Raw genomic sequence first — 21601 nt, forward strand, 5'->3', positions numbered from 1 at the left:
CCCGGTCCGCAGGCTCCAGACCCTTTCCACAGGACGCGCAGGTTGCCTGTTCCGCCACTGCCGCCGCACCTCTTTTCGTCACACTCGCTCAATCGTGTCGAAATCCTATCGCACCCTGGACGGAAGCACCGATATCGGCGGGCAATCCTCGGCTTCGTAACTCGCTTGCGCCCTGTCACCCCAGAAGGTTTACCCTGTACGCGGCCGTGCGTACTAAGTACGCAAGGTGCGACGTAATTCGTCCCCACCGCCATGCCGTCACCCGACACAGGAGCTGGAGCGCACGACGTGAGTCACGAGAACGAGAGAGCCGGAACCCGGCAATGGACTGGACTCGCCGTCCTGGTACTGCCCTGCGTGCTGGCCTCGATGGACATGTCCGTCATGTTCGTCACGCTGCCCTCCTTGACGGCCGACCTCGGACCCAGCGGCTCCGAGCTGCTGTGGATCATGGACGTGTACGGATTCCTGCTGGCCGGACTGCTGATCACGATGGGCACCCTCGGAGACCGGATCGGACGGCGCCGGGTGCTGCTGACCGGTGCCGCCGCCTTCGGGCTCGCCTCCGCCCTGGCAGCCTGGGCGTCCAGCCCGGAAATGCTGATCGCCACCCGCGCGCTCATGGGCATCGCGGGCGCCACGCTCGCGCCCTCCACCCTCGCTCTGATCCGGAACCTCTTCCACGACGACCGGCAGCGGGCCACCGCCGTCGGCATCTGGACGGCCGGCTTCGCGGGCGGCGCCATCGTCGGCCCGATCACCGGCGGCCTTCTGCTCGAACACTTCTGGTGGGGTTCAGTCTTCCTGATCAACATTCCTGTGATGGCCCTGCTCCTGTGCCTCGGGCCACTACTGCTGCCCGAGTTCCGTGACCCGAAGCCGGACAGCCACTTCGACCTGCTCGGTGCCCTGTTGTCCCTGGTAGCGGTACTCGCCGTGATCTACGGCATCAAAGCAACCGCCGAGCACGGAATCAGGTGGGCCGGGGCCGGCTCCCTGCTTGCGGGCATGGCGGCGGGAGCCCTGTTCCTGCACCGCCAGCACACCAGCCCGAACCCGATGATCAACATCACGCTGTTCCGCACCCGCTGGTTCAACGTGCCCCTGCTCATCGACGCCCTGGCCACCTTCGCCATGGTCGGATTCTCGCTGTTCAACTGGCAGTTCATGCAGCTCGTCCTGGGCATGGGCCCGCTCAGGTCGGCCCTGTGGTCGCTGCCCACCTTCCTCGTCATGCCCGTGGGCATCGCCCTGGCCGCAGGCATGGCACCACGCATCGGCAAGCCCCGGGTCATGACCGCCGGCCTGCTGGTGGCGGCCGCCGGCTACGCCGGGCTGACCCTCATCAGGCCCGATTCCGGCATCCTCCACCTCGTGTGCGCCCTGACCGTGGCATCCTTCGGCATCGCCGGTGTGGCCGCCGTCGTCACCGACGTCATCCTCTCCGCCGCGCCACCGGAGCGGGCCGGGGCCGCCTCGTCCCTCGCAGAGACCTCCGCGGAGTTCGGCGGCGCACTGGGCATCGCGATTCTGGGCAGCATCGGCACTGCCGTCTACCGGGCACAGATGGAATCCCGGGCCCCGGCGAACCTCAGCCCCGAACAACTGGCCTCCGCCGAGGGCACCCTGGGTGGGGCGGTCGACACCGCCCGGACATTGCCCGCCGGCACGGCCGAGGCTCTACGGAACGCGGCCTTCGACGCCTTCACTCACGAGCTCCGGATCGCCGCCGTGCTCAGCGCGGTCCTGACCGCCGGAGCAGCACTCCTCGTCGCCCGCCTGCTCCGCCCCTCACGCACCCGGCCGGCGGACCTCAACCCGGCTCCGGACCTTGGGCGGGCCCCCGCGTGACACAGACGCGAAGAGGAGGTTCATGCCGTCGCCGGTGCCGGTCCTGGGCCCGCGGTTGCAACACCCGGCTGTCCTGGCCCTGCTGGAGCGGTTCGGGTCACCCGCCCAGATCCGCATGGCAGGCTGCCGGCGGCTGGTCACGCTGCTGCGGCCGAAGGCGCCGCGGATGGCCGAGCGGCTGGTCGAGGACATATTCAGCGTGCTGGACGAGCAGACCGTGGTGGCTCCCGGCACCGAAGCGGCCGCGCTGATCGTCCCGAGCCTGGCCGGCCCGCTTGCCGCCGTCCTCGACCAGCGCAAACTCCTGGCCGGGCGGATCGAGAACTGCTGGAGGCCCACCCTCTTTCCCAGGTCCTGATCTCGATGCCGGGAGTCGGGATCAGGACCGGGGCGAGGATCCTCATCGAGGTCGGCGACGGCAGCGGCTTCCCCTCCGCCGCCCACCTCGCCGCCTACGCCGGGCTCGCTCCGGCAACCCGCAACTCGGGCTCCCGGATCCGCGGCCAACAGCCGTCCCGGAGGCGGAGGCACAGCACTCCGATCCGCTCGTCCTCCCCCACCCGCCCGGACAGCCACCGCCAGGCGCACCACAGCCCCACCGGCCCTGCGTTGTCCTCCCAGGTGCGGGCGAGGGTCTCCTGGACGGCGATGAAGTCGATACGGCCGCCGTCCGGGAGGAATGCGGCGTCGAGGCAGAAGACGTCGATCTCACCGAAGAGCTAATCGATGCCCCCGCGGACGGCCACGGCGGCCTTGTCGGCGAGGTCGACCAGGAAGGCCGGGCAGTCCAGGACGGCCATCTCGTCGTTCTCAAGCTCGTAGTCCCTGGCGATGACCTCCCGCCCGACCGCGGTCAGCAGGCTGACCCCGTACTCGACCATTCTCTCGGGGTCGTCGCCGAGAATGTCGTCCGGGTGCCCGTCCGGGCAGCGGCACGCGGCCGGGTCGAGGGCTGCCCGGATGCGGTCGAGGACGTCGGCGTAGGTGGCGAGGAGTGGCCTGTCCAGGATCCGGCCGGACGCCGCGTACCAGGACGTGGCAAGGAGGAGCACCGTGTAGCCGGACAGCTCCCGACGCCCCTCCGGCGTGGCACGTCGGTCAAGGGCGCCGGCGGCGTCCGCGACGAGGCTCGTCAGCGCCTCCACCGGGTCCACGGAGGGATAGTCACAGACGATACCTCCCAGGTCGGACGCGAGTTCGGCATGGCCATCGGAGAGCGCAGGCAATTGATCGTTCACGCTCTGGACCGACGCGTGCGGACCCGGCGCGGTTCCCGGCCCGGCGCCGGAACCCCGGGCAGCCGGAGCCGCCGGGTGCCGCCGCCTTGCCTACGGCCATTACCGGCTGACCGGCGTATGGCGCGATCTGGCGATCGCCGAGACCCGGTTGGCTGATCGTCACCGCGCACACCCGGCTCCGACCGGCCCCGTCCGCCCGCCGAGGACCTCCGCGTCCGGCGGGGGTTTCGGAACCTCCGTGCTCACTTGCCATGCCCGGCCCGTGCACCGAAACCCAACCCGACCGGCCCGGCCCCGGCAGGCCCCTCGGCTCCAAGAACCAGCAGCCCGCCACCCGCTACGACGTGGGCAAACCGTCACAGCCAGACGGGCTTGTTCACACCACCGCTGGGCAACTTCTCGACCGACAGGCGGTCACGGTGCCCCCCCCCCGATGATCGGCAATGACCCTTCGTGATCACCCCATGTCGCCCGGCGGGTGAGCCGAGGATGCAGCCGGTCCCATGCTTGCGCCGTCGCCATCGCACAACCGTCGGTGTCCGTGACGGTGACCGCATCTGGATCACGCCAGGTCTCGGCCGACCGATGACGAACTCGCCGCCGCGCTTGGGCGGGTGGCTGCCCTGCGGCAGGCAGCGGCACGGCAACGGCACCGGAACGGGAACGGGCTTGCGCATCACCCGGTCCGAGCGAAGCCTGCCCAGAACCTCCACGGGCAGGTCGGCCACGGGGGGCGATGCGGGGCGCGACGTAACCCGCGTCTCCAGCACGACCAAGGCCTTCGGTCCCCGTCGCGCCGCTGGCCGGCGTCCCGGAGACGTTGGACGACGACGTGGACTTGGTCGGCGGTGACCGCGGCCAAGTCGACGCCGGGCTCCAACTGGATCGCATCCAGCAGCGCGCCCGGTGGCAAGGCATTCCGTAAGGTCGACTTCGATGCCAACCCGAACATCGACGCGGCCGTGACCCACACCCTCGCCAAGTGCGAACGGATCGAGAAGGGACTGCCCCTCCGCCTGATCGGTGAATCGGGCACCGGCAAGTCCCATCTGCTGATCGCCCTGGGCACCGAGGCTGTGACGGCCGGTTCCCGAGACAAGTACGTGTTGGCGACGAAGCTGGTCAACGAATTCGTCGAGGCCGCCGACGAGAAGCAGCAGACCAAAACCATCGCACGCTGTGGCCGCGTCGATCTCCTCTGCATCGACGAACTCGGCTACATGGAACCTGACCGCCGCGGCGCCGAACTCCTCTTCCAGGTCCTGAGCGGGCGGGAGGAAGAGAACAGCATGGCGATCGTCTCGAACGAGTCCTTCTCCAGCTGGACGAAGACGCTCACCGACCCGCGTCTTTGTGCGTCCGTCATCGACCGCCTCACCTTCGGCGGCAACTTCATCGAGACCGGCACCGACTCCTACCGCCCCGCCACCACCCGCGCCCGCGCCGAGCAGCAGGCGGCCGGACGAGCCGAGGCGGCGCAGCCCTCATCGACCGCTGCCGAGGTTCCCGAAGACACGAGTGACCCATCGATCCACACGGGTCCCGAAGTCTGATGCCGAGGTGATTCCCGAGGCCGGCAGGCAACCAGCGTCGTCGAGGTCAGCAACAAAGTCCACATCGGCCCAGCCGCCGCGGAACAGCACGACTGACAGCACGGCCTCCGCCGGACGGGATATCACCACGCCAACCGAATCGGGATCACGGACCCGAGCCCTCTCGGTCTCCAGCGGCTGAGGCCAGGACGCCTCCCCATCCCTCCAGGTCACCGCACCCACTTCAAGTCCAGCCGCCATCCAGCCCGCGGCTCGGTCAGCCAGAACGACAGCCACCTCGTCGAGATCAACAACTCTGTCCATCAGGGGATCATCCCTCATGGACACGTCCCCGGCGGTCCAGGAACTCGAAGCCCGACGCCTCGCCCGGACCGCGGGTCCCCTGTTCCTGCTTCTCACCAACATCCTCATGATCGTCGACCGGCCATCGTTCCCGGAATGCGCCGACAATCGATCCCGCTTATGACCTGCGCTGTCGCACGCGCACGACTCATCGCGATCGTCAGGTGCTTCAACGCACCGGTGACCATGCTGCGATTCAACGCGGACGTCACGGACCTCCTCCAGCAGTACACCGAGCGGGGCCACACCGCCCTCATCGCCGCGGCCGTCCACGCCTACATCATGACCCGGGAAGCCAGTCCCGGCCGGCTCCGCTCCGAGGGCGCCACCACCGTCCACGATGTCCCCGGACGTCGTGGAACGACCACCCCGCCGAAGCCACAGCGCGCTTCTCCTTCACCTGACACATCCGTGGTGTCCAGACCTGCCTTCCGGCACCCTCTACAAACTTCCGCGGAGCAGCACTGGCTGCTGGTCACAGCGCCCCGGCTCACGCGGCTTCACTTCTCCGCCTGAGCGTGGCGCTCGCATCTGGGCCCGTGACTCATCCGGCCGATGGGATGTTCGGGGTGACAGGGAGCGAACTGGTCAGCTGCTGTAACCGGTCATGCGCCGGGTGCTCGTTCCACCGCATGTTGAGCTTGGTCGGGGCGGCCCTTCGGCTGGGCGGCCCGCGCGCGGCTCCACCGACGCACGAGCGGAATCGGCCAGCCGCAGAGTCGTGGGCGAACGCCTCGATGCACCGTACGGTGCACTGATCGGCCCGGCCCGCGACATCGACGCCGGACGGACCGACGCATACGACGCCGCGGACCGTATCCGCTAGTGACCTCCTCAGGGTCGGCCAGCAGGCCTGACCGGCGCGACCCACCACTCCGCACCGCCGGGCGGAGTCACGGAGCTTGGACCGGCGCCCGGGGAGAAGCTGTGGGCGCTGACGTCATGGCAGATCACCCCCAGCCAACACCTACACACTCTTCGGCGACCCACCCGTCCCGGCCGTTGATCTTCACTGTCATCCAGCCGTTCCCCCCGCCACAAGAGGTATAGCTCTGGCCTGTCGTCACGCTGTCCTGGTCAACGCCACAGGGCAGACGTCCACCCGCTGCAATCGTCCCGATGCTCGTGTACTTGGTTCCGGGGCCGCTGCGCACGGTCAGAACACCGCTTGACACATTCTTGATGTAGCAGCCGGCAGCCGAGGCACCAGGAACAGCGGGCCCTGCTTCGGCAGCGTTCACAGGGGAGACCACTGCAAACAGAAGTGCGGCAATGGACGTAGCGCCAACCGCTGCGGCCCTCATGGACAAACGCACTTTTTCCCTCCTCGCCAAGATCCAATACGGCGTGCTGAAGGCTACGTCGACCAGCACAGGCCCGAAAGATCTTTTCCCGCCATCACTGGGGTGCGACGTGCCGGTCCGGTGTCGGTCAAGACCGGTGCAGCCGGGGCTGTCAGGGAGGCGCACCTCCCCGGGCTCGTTTCTGCCCCCGGCCATTACCGCTGAAGTAATCGACCACGCTCCCCTGCTGCGGCAGCGTGGTGCACGTCAACGAGACCCCCGACGAGGGTTCCGACACCCAGGCCCGAGGAGCAACCATGCCCATCAAGTCCACTGGCACCGAAGCGAGTTCTGTCGCCGACACCACTCGCCATGTCGTCCAGGAGTTCCTCGCCGCCCGGATGGCCGGGGACGTCGAGCGGCTCGTCGCACTCTTCGCGGACGACGTCGACTGGCTGCTCGCCGAGAACCCTGCCGTCCCGTGGATCCGGCCGCGCTCCACCGGAGCCGAATGCGCCGCCCAGTTCACGGAGCTGGCCGAGCACACGGTGGCCGAGGACGCCCGGGCCTTCGCCGACACGTTCCTCGTCGACGGCACCGACGCCGTCCTGATGGGGCACTACTCGGGGACCGTACGAGCAACGGGGAAGCCCTTCGAGGGACCCTTCGCGCTGCGCCTCACCGTCGAGAAGGGCCGGATCACCCGGCATCACCTCTACGAGAACAGCGTATCGCTCGCCGAGGCGTGCACCCCTTCCTGAATGCCACACCCCGGGTTCCGACCCGACCGGTGCCGGGGCGGGCCCTCGGTCGAGAGGGGCCATTCGCCGAGCGGGGGGCGCAGCACAGCCTTCGAAAGACCCACACCCGAGCCTCCTTCGCCTGGCCCGCCACCACACAAGCGTGCTGCCGGGATGCTCCGCTACACCACCTTCCCCGGCCAGCCGCATCCGGCCGGATTTCAGTCGCCGGCGCTGTCGCAAGGTGTCCGAGCGCGGCCGCCAACCGGTCCGGCCGCGTGTAGAGCGCACAGGGCGGGCGCGGTTCCGGGCGCAGCGGGCGGTGCCTTCGAGCGGTGCGGACAGGCGTCCGGCGGCTTCGCGGAGAACGACTTCGGCGAGGGCACCGCGGCCATCATTCTTGGGCAGGGCGGCGGACGTCGACGGCGATGGAGCGGGCGCGTCCGGTCACTTGGAGAGCGATCTGCTCGTAGTCGCGGGGGCTGGAGGTGCGGGCTCCTCGGGTGCGGCACCAATCGGGTGCCGTGCCGTCGCCGAGGAGGGTGTCAGGCGGAATCAGGGGGCAGTTCCTCGTCGGTGCGGCCGCCGGTCCCGAGGGTCCGTCGCGGGGACGGGGGCGCTGCGGGGCGTGTACCGAGGACGCCTCGGGCCCGCCGGTCGTCGAGGTCGGACAGGCGCTCTCCGGGGAGAATGCGGTTTGGGCGGTGCGGATGCTGTGCGCGGGGGCCTGGGGCCGGTGCCGAGGGCGCGGCGGGCGGTCACGCCGGTCACCGTAGGGGCGGGCGGCGGGAAGGGTGTGTGGGGTGCCGTGGTCGGGCTGGTCGCGGGCCGCTGTCCGGGCCCGACCAGGACCGGTTACCAGCAGAGGCGTGGGTCTTGTTCGTGCTCGGGAGAGTGCGGCGATGGCGCCTCTGCGCCCGGTCCGTCCGTTCGCCGTAGGTATCCAGGACGGGGACTGTCGCCCCACCACGGCGGTGGCGGGGTGTGGACCCGCTGTGTACTCGGGATCGATACCTCGACCAGCGCCCCGTCCTGGAACATCCACAGCCCGAAGCAATCGTCGTCTTCGTCGTGGAGCATGACCTGCACGCACTCCGGATTGTTCCACGGCAGCGCCTCCAGGTCCGCGAGGACGCCGCGGCGCTGGCTCTCGCGGAAGAACTCGAGATACCACCCGCCGACAAACCAGTCCGGTATCTGCTCGAAACAGCCCCGCCAAGTACGCGTCTCATCGACCCGCATCAACGGCTCCATCACCTCGTCCTCGTACCGTGCAAGGACCAGCACCTGCGCCATTCTGCTCATGAGGCATGTCATCCCGCAGAGCGGTCGAGTGGCAAGTCCATTTCGACGCATGGCTTACGGCTCACGCGTCCCATACGATCGCGGAACCTTTACGCGGCAACTCCTAGCACTCCGGCGCGGTTTCGTGATCTACCCGTCGGCTGCGCGGTCGAGCGGCCGTCGGCAGTCGCTGCGTTGCGTCGGGCCGTGGCATGGCGGCGCGCGAGGCTGCGGCGGCCCCGAGGATGACGGTGGTCGGCGGTTCCGATGCGTACCCAGGACGAGTTGCAGTGAATGCCGCATTCCGATGATTCAGTGCGCCGGGGGAATGTAGCGTCGCGATCATGGGATCGCCGATCGGAACCACCAGCGACCAGGCGCCGGCAAACCCGGCCGCCACCGATGACATGCTGTCCACTCAGCCGGTCGGCTACTGGTGTGGCCTGACCCATACGACCGTCACCCAGCATCTGCGTGACGCCATGGCCAAGATCGACGTCACACAGCCGCAGTACTGGGTACTCAACCGCCTGAACGGCGGCCCCACGGCGCCGAGCCGTGAGGAGGTCGTCGCGCAGCTGACGCACCTTGCCGACGGGCCGCACGAGATCGCCAGGGTCGTCGACCAGTTGCTCCACCGCGAATGGCTCCGGATCGACGACGGGCAGCGCCTGCACCTCACGGATGCCGGTGAGGCCGCCAGAGCGCGGCTCCGTGAGCTGGCGACCGAGGTGCGCGCCGTAGTTCACAAGGGCATCAGCGACGAGGAGTACGTGGCCGCGCTCAAGGTGCTGCGCAAGATGGTGGCCAATGTCGAGGGCGACGAGACTCCTGGTAATCCGTTCTGATTTCGCGATCTCGTGACGGACCCGGCTGAGAACGGGTGCGGCCATCGCGTGATCAACGCCGCCCTGGGCGCCGGGGCGGAGGCACCGTGGGTGACCGGCGACGAGGCCTACGGGCAGGACCCGCGGCTTCGTGCCGCGCCGGAAGCACGCGGGACCGGGTATGTTCCGGCCGTCGCCTGCTCCACCCGGATAAGGATCAGCCACGGCCGCACGCCGGTTCGTGCGGACACGGTCGCCGGCCACCTGCCCGGGGCTGCCCGGCACCGGCAAAGCGCCGGCAACGGCGCGAAAGGCCCGCGCCACTACGACTGGGCCTGGATCCGCATCGACACCGCCGCCGATGCCGACAAGCACCACCAGCTGCTGATCCGCCGCAACCGCACCACGAGGGAACTCGCCTTCTACCTGTGCCGGTCACCCACCGCAGCCCCCTGGCCGAACTCGCCCATGTGGCCGGCATCCGCTGGAGCGTCGAAGAATGCCTCCAGGCCGCCAAGGGACAAGTCGGCCCGGATCACTGCCAGGTGAGGCACTGGACGGCATGGCACCGGCACATCACGCTCACCATGCTCGCGCCGGCCTTCCTGGCCGCCGTCGCCGCCGGCACAGCCCCCGAGCAGTCGGCCGAGCCGCATCACCACACCCGGGGCAGCACCCTGATCTCGCTGACCGTCCCGGAGATCCGCCACCTGTTCACCGCCACCCTCAACTCACCAGTCACGTCCCCGGCCAGACTGCCGCGCTGGTCAAACGGACCCTAGGGCGTGTATCGAGAATGGACCTTGGGCGGGGTTCGGGTCTCGTGACATGGGGAAGTGCTGCTGCCGCGATGGAACCTTCCCATCGAGGCGGCAAGCATCCAGGACGCGTCCCTCCCCGTACATGTTCGCGCCCCTGGCCGATTGTGTTTCCAGGGCCCCCGAGCGGACGGTGACGAGGGTGAGCGTCACGCAGGGACGGCCCGGTCGACGCGTGCCCGGCCCCCTCAGCGACTATGCATCGAGCGTATACATTGCATGTATAGTTCCGGGACATGGCTCCTCTGACCGCATTTCGCCGCGACACCCCCGGCACCGTGCTTACCTCGACCGCCGTCTTCGGACTGCTGCTCGGCTGGGCAACGTACGGCCTGCACGGAATATCACCCCTGTTGGACCGGGCGACCAACTCGTCGTCCACCTGGATCATCTGGACCGCCGCAGCCGGTGCGCTGATCCGTGACCGGTGGCTCGCCGTCTGGAGCGGGGCGTTGATGATGCTCGCCACCTGCTGCGGCTACTACACGGCGTCCTCTCTTGGAGGCACCTTCGGGAGCGGAGGGCTCGGAACCGCCGCTGTGTGGTCGGTGGCTGGACTGACCGGAGGTCCCCTGCTGGGATGGGCAGGGTGGACCGTGCGACGCGCGCGGGGCGACCTGCGAGCGGTTGCCGGGGCCGTTATCGCCATGGTGGTGCTGGGTGAGGGGCTCTGGCTGGGTCTGGGGCTTCGTTACTGGGGAACGGCGGTCGTCTTCCTGACCGTTGGCGTGCTGCTCGCCGCCCTCCTGACCGTCTACCTGGCGCGCACCGGGGCGCGCCGCTACTGGCTGTGCGCCATGCTCGCTCCCGTGGGCGGCCTCGTCTTCTACCTCGCCGAGAAGGGCATCCTCAACGGCCTGATCGGATAGGGATGACTTCGTCCAGCCCCTCGCTCGTCGAATGCGCCGGTCACAGCCACTCGTTGATGGCCGCTACGAGGACGGTCGCCTCGTAGCGGACCGCGAACTTGTCGTACCTCGTGGCCACGGACCGGTGTCCTTTGAGACGGTTGATGCCGCACGCGACTGCAGCGATGACGCACTCGGCTCGAACTCGCTTGCCGACCCGCCTGTCGCTCGCCGCACGTAACACAGTGTCCACGTCCAGGTATCACCCTCAAGGTCTCCGCCTTGCCCCGATGCCGGGCCAGGGAGCCTCATACCTGGCAGCGTCGCAGATCCGCCGGGATACACGAGAGGATCCATGTGAGCGACGAAGAGCAGACGCCGCCGGAGGTCGGCATGGTCGGACTGCGCCTCGAACTGAAGCCGTAACCAGGTCCGCCATGGCCCCGGCACGTCCGGGAACCCCTCGCTCGGACCGGCCTTCGCACCGGACAGCAGAACCTGGACCTCCGGTGGAACCTGTCCGGCATCGAGGGAAGGATCGAGGGGCAGGAGGAGCGTCTGAAGGGCCGTGAGCGAAGCATCGGGCGGCGCTTCGACCCTTGAGGCCGGCCTGCAGGAAGCCAACGAGACCGCCGAAGCGCGCTCGGACGAGCCAGAGATCAGCTGTCCTCCGCCACCCGGAAGGCCAGACAGACGACGAGGGTGTGATCATCGACCGGGGTGCCGGCACGGTCCCAGAAGCGCCGGTGCACATCGCACCAGGCCTCAAGAGACACATCACCCTCGCCTTCGGCCCTGGCATGTTCCCAGGTGACATCGCCGAAGGGCTTCACCTCTGCGCTGGTGAACTCCAGGGTGGCGACACACCGGCCCTCGTTGTCCAGGAGAGCCTGCCGCTCACCGACGTACTCCAGACCTTCTGCCTCTTCGGCGTACTCGTCGAGCAGACAGGTCGTGGCGGTCTTGGCTCCTGTCAGAACCAAAGAGTTGAGCGTGTCCCGCATGTCACCGGGGAACCCCAGTTCCAGCGCACGCATCCCGTTGACTCTCGGCCACATCGTCCCGTCGTCCCTCTCGGCGCAGCCCTTCGATCCACAGGCGGCATACACGTGATCATATGCGCAGCTCACCGGCGGGTCAGCGGTGGCCGGGGCGCCTCGCTTCCCGTCCCGTCCCGGTGACCGGCTGATGCTCAGGCTGGAGACCACCACACAACATCTGCGGCGGAGTTCCGAGAGGCCGTCGGCCGGCCTGTGGACCACCGGCCACCTCGCGATCGGCTCCGAGGGCACGGGCGTCGTCTGAGGCGTGCCGGCCGGGACGGCGGCCGGCAGCGGGAATGGTCCTCGGAGGCCCTTGCCCGACGCCCGCCGGTGGCGAAGTACCCGGGCCAGCAGCAGTCGGTGAAAGAGCGGGATGGCTGAGGCCGCGCCGCCGGCGCTCTGGTCGGTGATCGGCTCCGAGAGAACGGGAGGCGTACCTCGCAACACCCCTTAGCGGGTACGCACTCCGGTGGGTCGGGCAAAAGCCGCCCCCGGGTGCGTCCGGCCTGTCAGACCGTGGGCACATGGCACAGACCGACGTGAACAGGGACGTACGTGACGTGCAGGCGGTCATGGAGGCCAGCGGGCACGTGCGGCACGGCGGCGTGACAACGCTCGGTGGGCCCTACCTCTCGCGCATCTGCCCCAGGGCTCCGTGCGGGGGCGTCGGACCGCGGACCGAGCGGGCCGACTGCCCTGAGCACCGCCCCACTCCCGCTCAGGCGCTGCGCTGGGCGGCCGAGTGCCCGGTAGGCCGTGCTGGTTGGCCGCACCCGCGGAACGGGCCACCGGGACCATGCCTATCGCGAATCAGGGCATGGACACGGCCTGGTGGCCGCGCCGGGCACGAAGCACGCCCGGACACTCCCGGCCGGAGGGAATGGGTCGGCGACACCCCTGAACCCTGGCGTGCTCACCGCAGCCGCCCCGCTGTCGCCGCCTTCACCCAGCAGTAGGTACCGCGCCTTCTCCGAAGAACGGCACATCGGCCGCCATGACGTCCATGCGGGGCCGGACGAAACGCAGCGGGTGGCGCCGGGCCCCGCGGTCGATGGCGGTGTCTGCGCCGATCTTCCGCCACCTGGTCGAGTGCGACCAGGATCGGATCGAGGGTGTCCCGGCTGCCCCACGCGGCACTGAACCGTACGCCGGTCCATGGGTGGCCGGGGCCCGCCCGGGTGAGGTGCCGAGCGACCCGGCGGGCGGCGTCCGGTTTCAGGGGTGTGGTGCGGCCGACCGCGCGCGCAGGCGTTCGTCGGCGCCGATCCGGCCCGCCACGAGCAACTGCGGACGGGTGAGGGTGCCGGTGACACCGCCGATCGGGGCTTCAGTGGTCTGTCGACGGGGACCTTGAACACCCTCCGGCGCCCGGTCCGCAGGTCTGCCCGAGCCCCTTGTACATGAGGCCGTGCACGCCTTGGACCTCGGCCCATGAGGCCGGCCGCTCCTGCGCGACGGCCGGGTCGGTCGTCATCGGGCACAGCCTCCGCGGCGGCATCGGACCATGCTCGGTGAACAGCCCTTCCAGGACGGTGCGGTGGTGCTCGTACGGGTCAGTTGCCGCAGGCGCAGTTGGTCGTGGCCCGAACTGGTCCGGAGAGCTCGCCGGCGCAGCAAGCGTCATCGCTTGCGCCGGCCTGGGAGCTCTTGCCGAGGGTGTCGGCGTCGGCCTTGACCACGTACACCTCCCACGGCTCCCGGCCGGGACCGTGGACCCAGACCTTGTCCTGGAGGGCGTAGCAGCAGGAGGTGTCGTTCTCCTCGAATGTCGCCAGGCCTGCGTCCTTGAGGCGGCCGGTGGCCGCGGTGACCTGGTCGGTGGACTCGACCTCGACGCCAAGGTGATCCAGGCGGGTGTCCTGCCCGGGCTCGCCCTCGATGAGGACGAGCTTGAGCGGGGGCTCGGTGATGGCGAAGTTGGCGTAGCCCTCGCGCCGTTTGGCCGGTTCGGTGCCGAACAGCTTCGAGTAGAAGGTGATCGACGCTTCCAGATCGCTGACACGCAGGGCGAGCTGAGCGCGGGACATGGCGGTACTCCCATTCGACTGCATTGATGTCTGTCGATGCAACATTGCGCCCTGAATCGAAGAGTGTCAACATAGAAGTATGTCGAATCAAAAGTTCGTGGTGTTGGGGCAGACCGGTGGGGCCGACGCGTGCTGCCCGGCACTCCTGTCTGCCCCACTGGACGAGGAACAAGCCGTTGACCTGGCGAAAGTCTTCAAGGCGCTTGGTGACCCGGTGCGGTTGCGGCTGTTGTCGATGATCGCCTCGCAGGCGGGCGGTGAGGTCTGCGTATGCGACCTGACCCCTGCCTTCGACCTCTCCCAGCCAACCATCTCGCACCATCTCAAGCTGCTGCGGCAGGCCGGTCTGATCGACTGCGAGCGGCGCGGCACGTGGGTCTACTACTGGCTGCTGCCGGAGATGACCGATCGCCTCGCGGGCATCCTGACCCGCCCCGCCGGCACTCCGCTGCCCGACCGGGGCGAGACGGCCGGTGCTGCCTCGTGAGCGCTGCCGCGCCCGAGAAGAGCGTGACCGGACGGCTGTCGTTCCTGGACCGCTATCTGGCCGTGTGGATCCTCGCCGCGATGGCCGCGGGCCTCGGCCTGGGGCGCCTGGTCCCTGGGCTCGGGGACGCGTTGGCCACCGTGACGGTGAGCGGGGTATCCCTGCCGATCGCGCTGGGCCTGCTTGTGATGATGTATCCGGTGCTGGCCAAGGTCCGTTACGACCGGCTCGACACCGTGACCCGCGACCGGCGCCTGCTGCTGCTCTCGCTGCTGCTGAACTGGATCATCGGCCCGGCCCTGATGTTCGCGCTGGCCTGGCTGTTCCTGCCGGACCTGCCCGAGTATCGCACCGGCCTGATCATCGTGGGCCTGGCCCGCTGCATCGCCATGGTCATTATCTGGAACGACCTGGCCTGCGGACACCGGGAAGCGGCTGCTGTCCTGGTCGCGCTCAACTCGATGTTCCAGGTGATCGCGTTTTCCGCGCTCGGCTGGTTCTACCTCCGGGTGCTGCCCGGCTGGCTCGGCCTGGAACAGACCGGACTCGACGTGTCCGTGTGGGAGATCGCCCGCAGCGTCCTGATCTTCCTCGGGATCCCGCTCGCGGCCGGTTACCTGACCCGCCGCCTGGGTGAGAAGGCCAAGGGCCGCGCCTGGTACGAGGCGAAGCTGATCCCGCGCATCGGCCCGTTCGCCCTGTACGGTCTGCTGTTCACGATCGTCGTCCTCTTCGCCCTCCAGGGCGACGCCATCACCAGCCGGCCGCTGGACGTGCTCCGTATTGCGCTGCCACTGCTGGTCTACTTCGCGCTCATGTGGACCGGATCGATGCTGCTGGGCAAGGCCGTCGGCCTCGACCACCCCCGTACCACCACGCTCGCCTTCACCGCCGCAGGCAACAACTTCGAGCTGGCCATCGCCGTGGCCATCGCCACCTTCGGCGCCTCCTCAGGACAGGCACTCGCCGGGGTCGTCGGCCCGCTCATCGAGGTTCCCGTACTGATCGGCCTGGTCTACGTGGCCTTGTATGCGCGCCGCTGTTTCACAACCCCGACTGCCCCCGCACCGCAGGAAGAGCCCACCCATGTCTGACACCCCGCAGCAACCGTCAGTGCTGTTCGTCTGCGTCCACAACGCCGGGCGCTCGCAGATGGCGGCCGCCTTCCTCACCCACCTCGCCGGGAACCGCGTCCAGGTCCGGTCCGCCGGATCCGCCCCGGCGGACACGGTCAATCCGGCCGTGGTCGAGGCGCTCGGTGAGATCGGCATCGACATCTCCGCCGAGGTGCCCAAGGTCCTCACTGTGGAAGCCGTCCAGGCCTCCGACGTCGTCATCACCATGGGCTGCGGCGACACCTGCCCCGCCTTCCCGGGCAAGCGCTACCTCGACTGGCAACTCTCCGACCCGGCAGGCCAAGGCGTCGACGCCGTCCGCCCCATCCGCGACGAGATCGAACAACGCATCCTCGCCCTGATCGACGACATCGCACCGACGGCCCGCGCATGACCGGCACCCAGGACGTTCGTGTTGGACCACTGCGACCCGCAGCATGCCGTCGATGCCCACTGCGAAGCCGAGCCGGCCGTCCCGCCAGATCACCGCCTCGCCGTCCAGGACCGTGCCGGGGCACAGCGCCATGGCGGCGACGGCCAGGTCCATCCAGTGCCGGGTGACGACTCTGCCGGACCGTACGGAGCGCACGACGGTCTCGTCAGTGCGGCGCAGCACTGTTCTGTGGCCGTCCTTCTCCAGACTTCGATGTGTCTCATGAGACACGACAGTGGGCGCGGTCGAGGGCATCGGCTCCGCCGTAGTTGTTGACGGGCACAGCCGCGATCGCGTTCTGGTTCAGATCATTACGCGGTCCGCGCTAGAGCCCCTTGAGTGAACGGACGGACTGTGCCCTCCGGCACCTGTAGCGGTGCTTCGAGAACCGGGACCTGAGTGGGGAGCGGTTCGGGCCGCCGGAAGCGGTCGTCGGTGCTCTGCGCCCGCTGCGCGACCCGGCTGCGGGCGGGCTCGACGAGGGCGACGAGGGCGACGAGGGCGACGAGGGCGACGAGGGCGACGAGGGCGACGAGGGCGACGAGGGCGACGAGGGCGACGAGACAGTCTGGGCACGGCCCGGGGGCAGATTTTCTGACTCTCAGCGGGGTTCCTGCGCAAGCACCGGGTGCGGGGGGTCGTTGTCGGGGAGTTGGACATCGGCGGTGACCTGGAAGCCGAGGCGTTCGTAGAACCGCACGTCGCCTCGCTGGATGCCTCCGGGAACGCCGGATACCCAGTGCGCTCGGCCTTCTTGAATACCGGGAATCAGTACGCCGCTGCCGAGGCCCTTCCCCTGGGCCTCGTGGGCGGTGGCCACGGTCTCCAGGAACCGTCCCTGCTCCTTGGGCCGGTACGGGGCCATGGCCGCGTCCGCCGTCTCAGAAACGGCGGCCCGGTCGCCGCTGAGTTCGCCGAGGATCGGCCCGAGTTCGGCGGAGGCGGGCTAGGGATCCTGGCCGGGAACGGCCCAGACGGCCACCGCGAGGCCTTTGCCGGCGACCCGGACGCGGCCGTTCACCATGCCGATACGGTCAGGCACGGCTCCTGGTAGCGCCGGATCCGCTCCTCATGACCGTCCGCCGCGATCACCGTGTGAAGGGGTAGTCGGCGAAGGCCCGGGCGAGAGTATCGGCCGCCGTGAGAACCTCGGCGTCGGTGAGGGGGCGTATGGACGGGGCGTTCTGGTGCTGTGGCATGTTCACCAAACGATCTTGACAGCAGGCTACTGCCTCGACAACGCATTCGACCGGGCCGGGCAGGCCCCGCGCTCGCCCGTTTCGAGTACAGCTCGCGGTGCCGACGCCGCAGCGAGCGCTGTGCCGTTCTCGCATTCGGGTCCACCATCAACCGAACGTCGACAGCTCGATGTGGTTCGGCTCCGGCGAGGTACGGCGCTCCAGTTCTTCATCGATGCGCGTGATCAGGCAGCCCAAGTCCCGTTCGGCTCCCGGAGGAAGGTGCCACATCGCCCACTCCGGGTCACCACAGGCATCGTTGATCCCGGGCGAGCAGTACACGGCGGCCACCGAGTACCGGCCGGCTGCGCGAAAGCCGCCGAGGCCCTGCACCGCGCCTGGCACCTCTGCGAGCCGCTGAGGGAGATCTGCACCCCGGGAACCACGAGCCGACCCACCTCATGTGAAGACTCACCGATGGTCCGCGATGCAGGATGTAGCCATGGAGAACGAAGTACCGTTGTCCGGCGGGCGCATCACCACGGGCGTGGTCAGGGTCGGCAACACCGTCCGTCGGCCGGCCACCGCGTCGTCCTTGTTCGTCGCCGAGCTGCTCGGTGACCTTCGGCAGCAGGGCTTTACCGGCGCCCCGCGTCACCTCGGGTTCGACATGGCCGGTCGCGAGATCCTCAGCTACCTCCCCGGCCGCGTGCCCGCCCGCTTCCAGCGCTGGACCGACCTCCAGGTGGCCGCTGCCGGTTCCCTGCTCCGCGCCTTCCACGACGCCACCCGCGCCGGCCGCCTGACCGGTCGGCACCCCGTGGTCTGCCACCACGACCCGGGGCCGAACAACACGGTCTTCGCAGACGACGTCCCGGCCGCCTTCATCGACTTCGACACCGCTGCCCCCGGCGATCCGCTCGAAGACCTCGGCTACATGGCGTGGACCTGGTGCATCTCCTCCAAGCCCGATGCTCCGCCCGCTGCCGTCCAGGCCTCACAGCTACGCATCCTCGCCGACGTGTACGGGCTCGACGCCACCTCCCGCTCCAGCCTCATCGATGCCGCGCTGGACCGCCAGGTTCGCAACGCCCAGTGGTGGCGCAGCCATCTCGCGCGCCCGTCCCCGCGCGTCGCCGACGACCACGAGATCACCGGCCGGATCCGATGGTCCGAGCGGGAACACGCCTACACGTCGGCCAACCGCGCGACCTTCGACGCAGCCCTGGACTGACACCCCGGACAAAGAAGCGCAGGACCGCACGGCGCTCGGCACTGACCTGCCCGCAGCCCGTGCCAGGGTTCCCGGGCGCGCTCGCGGACCCAGTTCCTGGACTGGTGGCCGGGGGTACGTTGTTGCCCGGCCGGGGTGGGTTCGGTGTTCGCACTTCGGCACAGTCCGGAGTGCGAGCCATCGTGACCTTCTTGCCGGTCATGGTGATGACGTCGTGGCCGATGCCTGCGGGCGGACTCGGCCGGCGCGGCGAACTGCTCGGACGGCCCGGCCAGGGCCTCGGGCCTCGGCTTGTAGTGGATGAACCTGCTGCACGGCTCGGTCCCCACCAGCCCGGCCTAGCGCAGCACTTTCGTGTGGTTGGACAGGTTGGCTGGTCTGCTCGGCCCCTGTCTCCTCAACCAGGTGCGTCGTACAGAGCCTCTCGCGCGCCGGCCGAGTCGCGATCTTCGGGCGGATCGCCCAGCGCCCGGATCACATGTACTGGGGCTACGGCTGGTCGTCCATGAGGTCGAGGTCGTTCCACGCCTTCGGGACCCGGCCGGAGGCGCGGCCGACTTCGGTGTCGGTGAGTTCACCGGGGATCGCCCGGAGGTTCTCCTCGTCGCTCCGGCCCGGGTCGGACGACCGGCTCCGGAACGGCCGGGATATTCGTCTGGCGGGCCTGTCCGGTGCCGGCATCGGGGCGGAGACGACGCTGATCGCCCCCTACATCTCGGAGTTCCTGCCCGCACGGCACCGGGAGCGCCTCGTCACCCGGACCGTCGGCTCGATCGGGAGGCAGGTCCAGAGGCCGGCGTCAGACATGCCTGTCACCGTAACGGGGCCTGATCCCCCTCGGGGGTGGTTGCGGTCTGCCGGTCCGGTCCCCGGGTGGGGGTCCGCTCCCCCGGTGCCGGATGGCGGCGGTGGGGCCGGGGAGGAGCACCTGCCACTTCGCACGTTCCGCAGGGCGGACTCATCCGTCGGGCCGTAGTGCAGCTGCCCCGCCTCCCACGCCGCTCGGGGCGGCCCGGCAGGCAGGGCCTCTCCGCAGGGCCGGGGTCACGAGTGGAACGCAAGGTACGGGGCGAGCAGGAAGAGCGTGCAGACGAGGATCGTCTTGAGGTGGCGGGCGGGGACCGCATGGGCGATCTTCCAGCCGATCAGCACCCCAGCCAGCTCCGGAACGCCCACAATCACGACGAGCGGCCAGTCGACCGCGTCGGCCAGCACGTAACCGACTGTGCCGACCGAGGCGACGACCACGGACTGGGCCTGTGCGGCGGCGAGCGCCGACAGGACCGGGACGCCGCAGACCACCAGGAGCGGCACGCTCAGCATCGGGCCACCGAGTCCGAAGAGCCCCGCGGCGGCCGAGACGGCAAGGCCCAGGGGTACCGCGCGTGCCGTGGTCAGGTGTGTCGAGACAGCCGCGGCCGCTCCGGCGCGGCGCTCGCGCACCCATACGAGGACGCCGGTGACAGTGACCGCGAGGGCTAGCAGGACGCCGAATCCCCGGCCGTCGACCATGTGGTTGAGCAGGACGCCCGCAGGGGTGCCTACGAGCGCGGTGGCGGCGAGCAGAGTCGCCGTCCGACGCGTACCGGGGTCGGCCAGTTGCCCCGACCGGACGTAGGCGGTGGTGCCCACGAGGCCGGTGGCGACGTGGGTGGCGATGGCCGTGCCGGCCACACCGGCGGGAGAGAGGCCGGCGAACAGGAACATGCCGATGGTGGGCAGGACGCCTCCCGGGCCGACGGCGGTGATGCCGATGCCGCCCGCCAGCCCGAAGAGGGACAGGGCCAGTGCCGTGTACGCATCCGTCTGTGTCATCCAGTCCATCGAGGCTCCCGGTTCAGGACCGTGCCCAGAGTCAGCCGGTCGGCGCGGATGCGCAACGACTCGGCGTCGACCGGGCGTCCGTCGGTCAGATGCGTGAGCCGGTCGATCGCGAAGAGCGGTGCGCCGACCGGTATGCCGAGCAGGGTCGCGGTGTCCTGGTCGGCGGTGATCGCGTGGACGGTGATTTCCGCGTACCCCAAGGGGGTGCCGGTGGTTTCCTCGATGAGATCGAACACGTCGCGGCCCGCGAGGTCCTCGTCGAGCAGGGCCGTCCCGATGTCCGGGGCCAGCCACGTCGTGTCGACCGAGAGCGGTTCGCCGTTCAGACGGCGCAGCCGCTCCAGGTGTACCGCGGGGCTGTCGTGGGCGAGGCGGAGCCGTTCGAGGGCGGATGCCGGCGGTGCGGGCACGAGGCGTGCCACTCGCACCTCGTTGCGGATGTCGCCGTGGTCGGTCAGGGTCTGGGCCAGGCCCGTGAGCCGGTCGAGCGGGTGGCCGTACTTGACGGTCACGACCTGGGTGCCCACCCCGCGGCGCCGGGTGATCAGCCCTTCGCCGCGGAGCAGGTCGAGGGCTTCGCGGACGGCGTTGCGCGAGCTGTCCAGGCTTCGTGCCAGTGCTCTCTCGTCGGGGAGGCGGCCGTCGTCGAACGCGCCGTCGACAATCTGATGGCGCAACAGGTCGGCCAGTCGGCGGGCGCGTTGCGCACGGGAATCGGAGGAGACGTGGCTCCGGTGGCGGCCATGGCTGTTGTGATCGCCCTGCCCGTCGTGGCTGCCGTGATCGCCGTGGTTGCCCTGCCCGTTCTCTGGCGGTCTCATGACACCGCTCGCCTCCTGCCCTCCGGCCGTTCACGACCTGTCCGGAAATGTGAGGGGCGACGCTACCTTCGTCTCGTTACGCCGGAGTTACGCCACCCCTCCTGACCTGCGAGTACGTCTGACCTGCGGCAATCCGGGCGGTGGAGGGGGCAACGCCGGGAGCGGGGTTCCCACCGCGCAACGGACGCAGCCGACGGGACTGCGGCTTTGGCTCTTGCCTGCTCGCGCGCGATGGCGGACGTACTGGGCGACGAAGTACGACGCCAGCACGCACATGAGGACTCGCGGCATCGCACCAGTGGTGAGAGGCCATCACGGCCCGGGAACCCACCCCGGTCTCCGTCTCGTCCATCGTGCCCCGCGAGGACGGCCCGTTCCTGTCCACGTTCAGCAGGAAGGTACGGCCCAGGCTCAGCGCACGGGTCCCGAGAACCGTCTCGGACAAGAAGCTCCGCAGGGCCAAAACCACCGTGGGTACCCGGGCGTTCGCCCTGACCCTGGCCACCCGGACCTCACGCACCCTGACCCAGCCGGACCAGGCCGGGCCCGACGGACGGCTACGCTTCGGCGACACGCGGAGGGCGCGAGAACGGGCGGCCCAGTACCGGGCCGCCCGGTCATCGCGTTGACCGGGTATGAGTCGAGAAAAGCGTCA

General features: G+C 69.4%; 22 protein-coding genes and 3 pseudogenes. 14 read left to right on the top strand and 11 right to left on the bottom strand.

Annotated features, from left to right (window positions below; all coding sequences use genetic code 11):
• Positions 1-252 precede the first annotated feature (252 nt).
• Together ACGF8B_RS38045 and ACGF8B_RS38050 are read left to right on the top strand one after the other, a co-directional pair.
• Positions 253-1851: an MFS transporter gene (locus tag ACGF8B_RS38045; protein ID WP_392747070.1), complete on the top strand. Its 1599-nt coding sequence runs from the start codon at positions 253-255 to the stop codon at positions 1849-1851.
• Positions 1808-2370, top strand: a pseudogene (locus ACGF8B_RS38050) (transposase); the annotation flags it as partial. The gene ACGF8B_RS38045 and the pseudogene ACGF8B_RS38050, both read left to right, overlap by 44 nt.
• A 200-nt stretch (positions 2371-2570) precedes the next feature.
• Here ACGF8B_RS38050 and ACGF8B_RS38055 read toward each other — a convergent pair.
• Positions 2571-3089, bottom strand: a complete 519-nt coding sequence (locus tag ACGF8B_RS38055; RefSeq protein ID WP_392747071.1) for a hypothetical protein — start codon at positions 3087-3089, stop codon at positions 2571-2573.
• Positions 3090-3238: 149 nt separating this feature from the next.
• Between ACGF8B_RS38055 and ACGF8B_RS38060 the strand changes: the two are divergent.
• The 4 genes and pseudogenes from ACGF8B_RS38060 to ACGF8B_RS38075 all read left to right on the top strand — a co-directional run.
• Positions 3239-3526, top strand: a pseudogene (locus ACGF8B_RS38060) (hypothetical protein); the annotation flags it as partial.
• A 447-nt stretch (positions 3527-3973) separates the two neighbouring features.
• Positions 3974-4642 carry an ATP-binding protein gene (locus ACGF8B_RS38065; protein ID WP_392747149.1) on the top strand — a complete coding sequence of 223 codons (669 nt, stop codon included), beginning with the start codon at positions 3974-3976 and terminating at the stop codon, positions 4640-4642.
• 522 nt (positions 4643-5164) lie between these two features.
• Entirely contained in the window at positions 5165-5500 is a 336-nt protein-coding gene (locus tag ACGF8B_RS38070) for a hypothetical protein (protein ID WP_392747073.1), read from the top strand.
• Positions 5501-6584: 1084 nt separating this feature from the next.
• Positions 6585-7028, top strand: coding sequence for a nuclear transport factor 2 family protein (locus ACGF8B_RS38075; RefSeq protein WP_392747074.1), 444 nt, complete (start codon positions 6585-6587; stop codon positions 7026-7028).
• A gap of 834 nt (positions 7029-7862) precedes the next feature.
• Here ACGF8B_RS38075 and ACGF8B_RS38080 read toward each other — a convergent pair.
• A complete protein-coding gene (locus ACGF8B_RS38080) occupies positions 7863-8303 on the bottom strand; it encodes a hypothetical protein (protein WP_392747075.1) in 441 nt (146 codons plus the stop codon).
• 332 nt (positions 8304-8635) lie between these two features.
• Here ACGF8B_RS38080 and ACGF8B_RS38085 point away from each other — a divergent pair, with 332 nt between their 5' ends.
• The 4 genes from ACGF8B_RS38085 to ACGF8B_RS38100 all read left to right on the top strand — a co-directional run bounded on the left by ACGF8B_RS38085 (position 8636) and on the right by ACGF8B_RS38100 (position 10805).
• Positions 8636-9139 (top strand): MarR family winged helix-turn-helix transcriptional regulator, encoded by a 504-nt coding sequence (locus ACGF8B_RS38085; protein WP_392747076.1) that lies wholly within the window; start codon positions 8636-8638, stop codon positions 9137-9139.
• 90 nt (positions 9140-9229) lie between these two features.
• Positions 9230-9667, top strand: coding sequence for a hypothetical protein (locus ACGF8B_RS38090; protein ID WP_392747078.1), 438 nt, complete (start codon positions 9230-9232; stop codon positions 9665-9667).
• Positions 9664-9900: a hypothetical protein gene (locus tag ACGF8B_RS38095; protein ID WP_392747079.1), complete on the top strand. Its 237-nt coding sequence runs from the start codon at positions 9664-9666 to the stop codon at positions 9898-9900. Before ACGF8B_RS38090 ends, ACGF8B_RS38095 begins: the two co-directional genes overlap by 4 nt.
• 272 nt (positions 9901-10172) lie before the next feature.
• A complete protein-coding gene (locus tag ACGF8B_RS38100) occupies positions 10173-10805 on the top strand; it encodes a DUF6518 family protein (protein ID WP_392747081.1) in 633 nt (210 codons plus the stop codon).
• Positions 10806-10845: 40 nt separating this feature from the next.
• Here ACGF8B_RS38100 and ACGF8B_RS38105 read toward each other — a convergent pair whose 3' ends face one another.
• From ACGF8B_RS38105 to ACGF8B_RS38115, 3 genes are all read right to left on the bottom strand, one after another.
• Positions 10846-11037, bottom strand: coding sequence for a hypothetical protein (locus ACGF8B_RS38105; protein ID WP_392747082.1), 192 nt, complete (start codon positions 11035-11037; stop codon positions 10846-10848).
• A 406-nt stretch (positions 11038-11443) separates the two neighbouring features.
• Positions 11444-11821, bottom strand: a complete 378-nt coding sequence (locus ACGF8B_RS38110) for an ASCH domain-containing protein (protein ID WP_392747083.1) — start codon at positions 11819-11821, stop codon at positions 11444-11446.
• Positions 11822-13380: 1559 nt separating this feature from the next.
• Positions 13381-13854, bottom strand: coding sequence for an ArsI/CadI family heavy metal resistance metalloenzyme (locus ACGF8B_RS38115; RefSeq protein ID WP_392747084.1), 474 nt, complete (start codon positions 13852-13854; stop codon positions 13381-13383).
• 79 nt (positions 13855-13933) lie between these two features.
• On the opposite strand from ACGF8B_RS38115, the gene ACGF8B_RS38120 reads away from it, so the two are divergent.
• The 3 genes from ACGF8B_RS38120 to ACGF8B_RS38130 are packed head-to-tail and all read left to right on the top strand — an operon-like array spanning position 13934 to position 15850.
• Positions 13934-14341: an ArsR/SmtB family transcription factor gene (locus tag ACGF8B_RS38120; protein WP_392747085.1), complete on the top strand. Its 408-nt coding sequence runs from the start codon at positions 13934-13936 to the stop codon at positions 14339-14341.
• Positions 14338-15435 (top strand): ACR3 family arsenite efflux transporter, encoded by a 1098-nt coding sequence (gene arsB / locus ACGF8B_RS38125; protein WP_392747086.1) that lies wholly within the window; start codon positions 14338-14340, stop codon positions 15433-15435. The genes ACGF8B_RS38120 and arsB overlap by 4 nt, the downstream gene beginning before the upstream one ends.
• Positions 15428-15850: an arsenate reductase ArsC gene (locus tag ACGF8B_RS38130; protein WP_392747087.1), complete on the top strand. Its 423-nt coding sequence runs from the start codon at positions 15428-15430 to the stop codon at positions 15848-15850. The genes arsB and ACGF8B_RS38130 overlap by 8 nt, the downstream gene beginning before the upstream one ends.
• A gap of 640 nt (positions 15851-16490) precedes the next feature.
• Here the strand turns inward: ACGF8B_RS38130 and ACGF8B_RS38135 are convergent.
• Positions 16491-16754, bottom strand: coding sequence for a hypothetical protein (locus ACGF8B_RS38135; RefSeq protein WP_392747088.1), 264 nt, complete (start codon positions 16752-16754; stop codon positions 16491-16493).
• Between the two features lie 481 nt (positions 16755-17235).
• Positions 17236-17460 carry a hypothetical protein gene (locus tag ACGF8B_RS38140; protein ID WP_392747090.1) on the bottom strand — a complete coding sequence of 75 codons (225 nt, stop codon included), beginning with the start codon at positions 17458-17460 and terminating at the stop codon, positions 17236-17238.
• A gap of 109 nt (positions 17461-17569) precedes the next feature.
• Between ACGF8B_RS38140 and ACGF8B_RS38145 the strand changes: the two genes are divergently transcribed.
• Positions 17570-18301 (top strand): phosphotransferase family protein, encoded by a 732-nt coding sequence (locus ACGF8B_RS38145; RefSeq protein ID WP_392747092.1) that lies wholly within the window; start codon positions 17570-17572, stop codon positions 18299-18301.
• 227 nt (positions 18302-18528) lie between these two features.
• On the opposite strand, the pseudogene ACGF8B_RS38150 reads toward ACGF8B_RS38145, so the two are convergent.
• From ACGF8B_RS38150 to ACGF8B_RS38165, 4 genes and pseudogenes are all read right to left on the bottom strand, one after another.
• Positions 18529-18760, bottom strand: a pseudogene (locus ACGF8B_RS38150) (transcriptional regulator); the annotation flags it as partial.
• A 30-nt stretch (positions 18761-18790) separates the two neighbouring features.
• The gene (locus ACGF8B_RS38155) at positions 18791-18982 is read right to left on the bottom strand and encodes a hypothetical protein (RefSeq protein ID WP_392747093.1); all 192 of its coding nucleotides are present in this window, start codon (positions 18980-18982) and stop codon (positions 18791-18793) included.
• Positions 18983-19345: 363 nt separating this feature from the next.
• Positions 19346-20116: a sulfite exporter TauE/SafE family protein gene (locus ACGF8B_RS38160; protein ID WP_392747095.1), complete on the bottom strand. Its 771-nt coding sequence runs from the start codon at positions 20114-20116 to the stop codon at positions 19346-19348.
• Positions 20113-20946 carry a UTRA domain-containing protein gene (locus ACGF8B_RS38165; RefSeq protein ID WP_392747097.1) on the bottom strand — a complete coding sequence of 278 codons (834 nt, stop codon included), beginning with the start codon at positions 20944-20946 and terminating at the stop codon, positions 20113-20115. Before ACGF8B_RS38165 ends, ACGF8B_RS38160 begins: the two co-directional genes overlap by 4 nt.
• Positions 20947-21601 lie beyond the last annotated feature (655 nt).

Origin of the sequence: Streptomyces sp. NPDC047917, from assembly GCF_043204345.1 — a bacterium.
In the GTDB taxonomy this organism is placed as follows: domain Bacteria; phylum Actinomycetota; class Actinomycetes; order Streptomycetales; family Streptomycetaceae; genus Streptomyces; species Streptomyces sanglieri.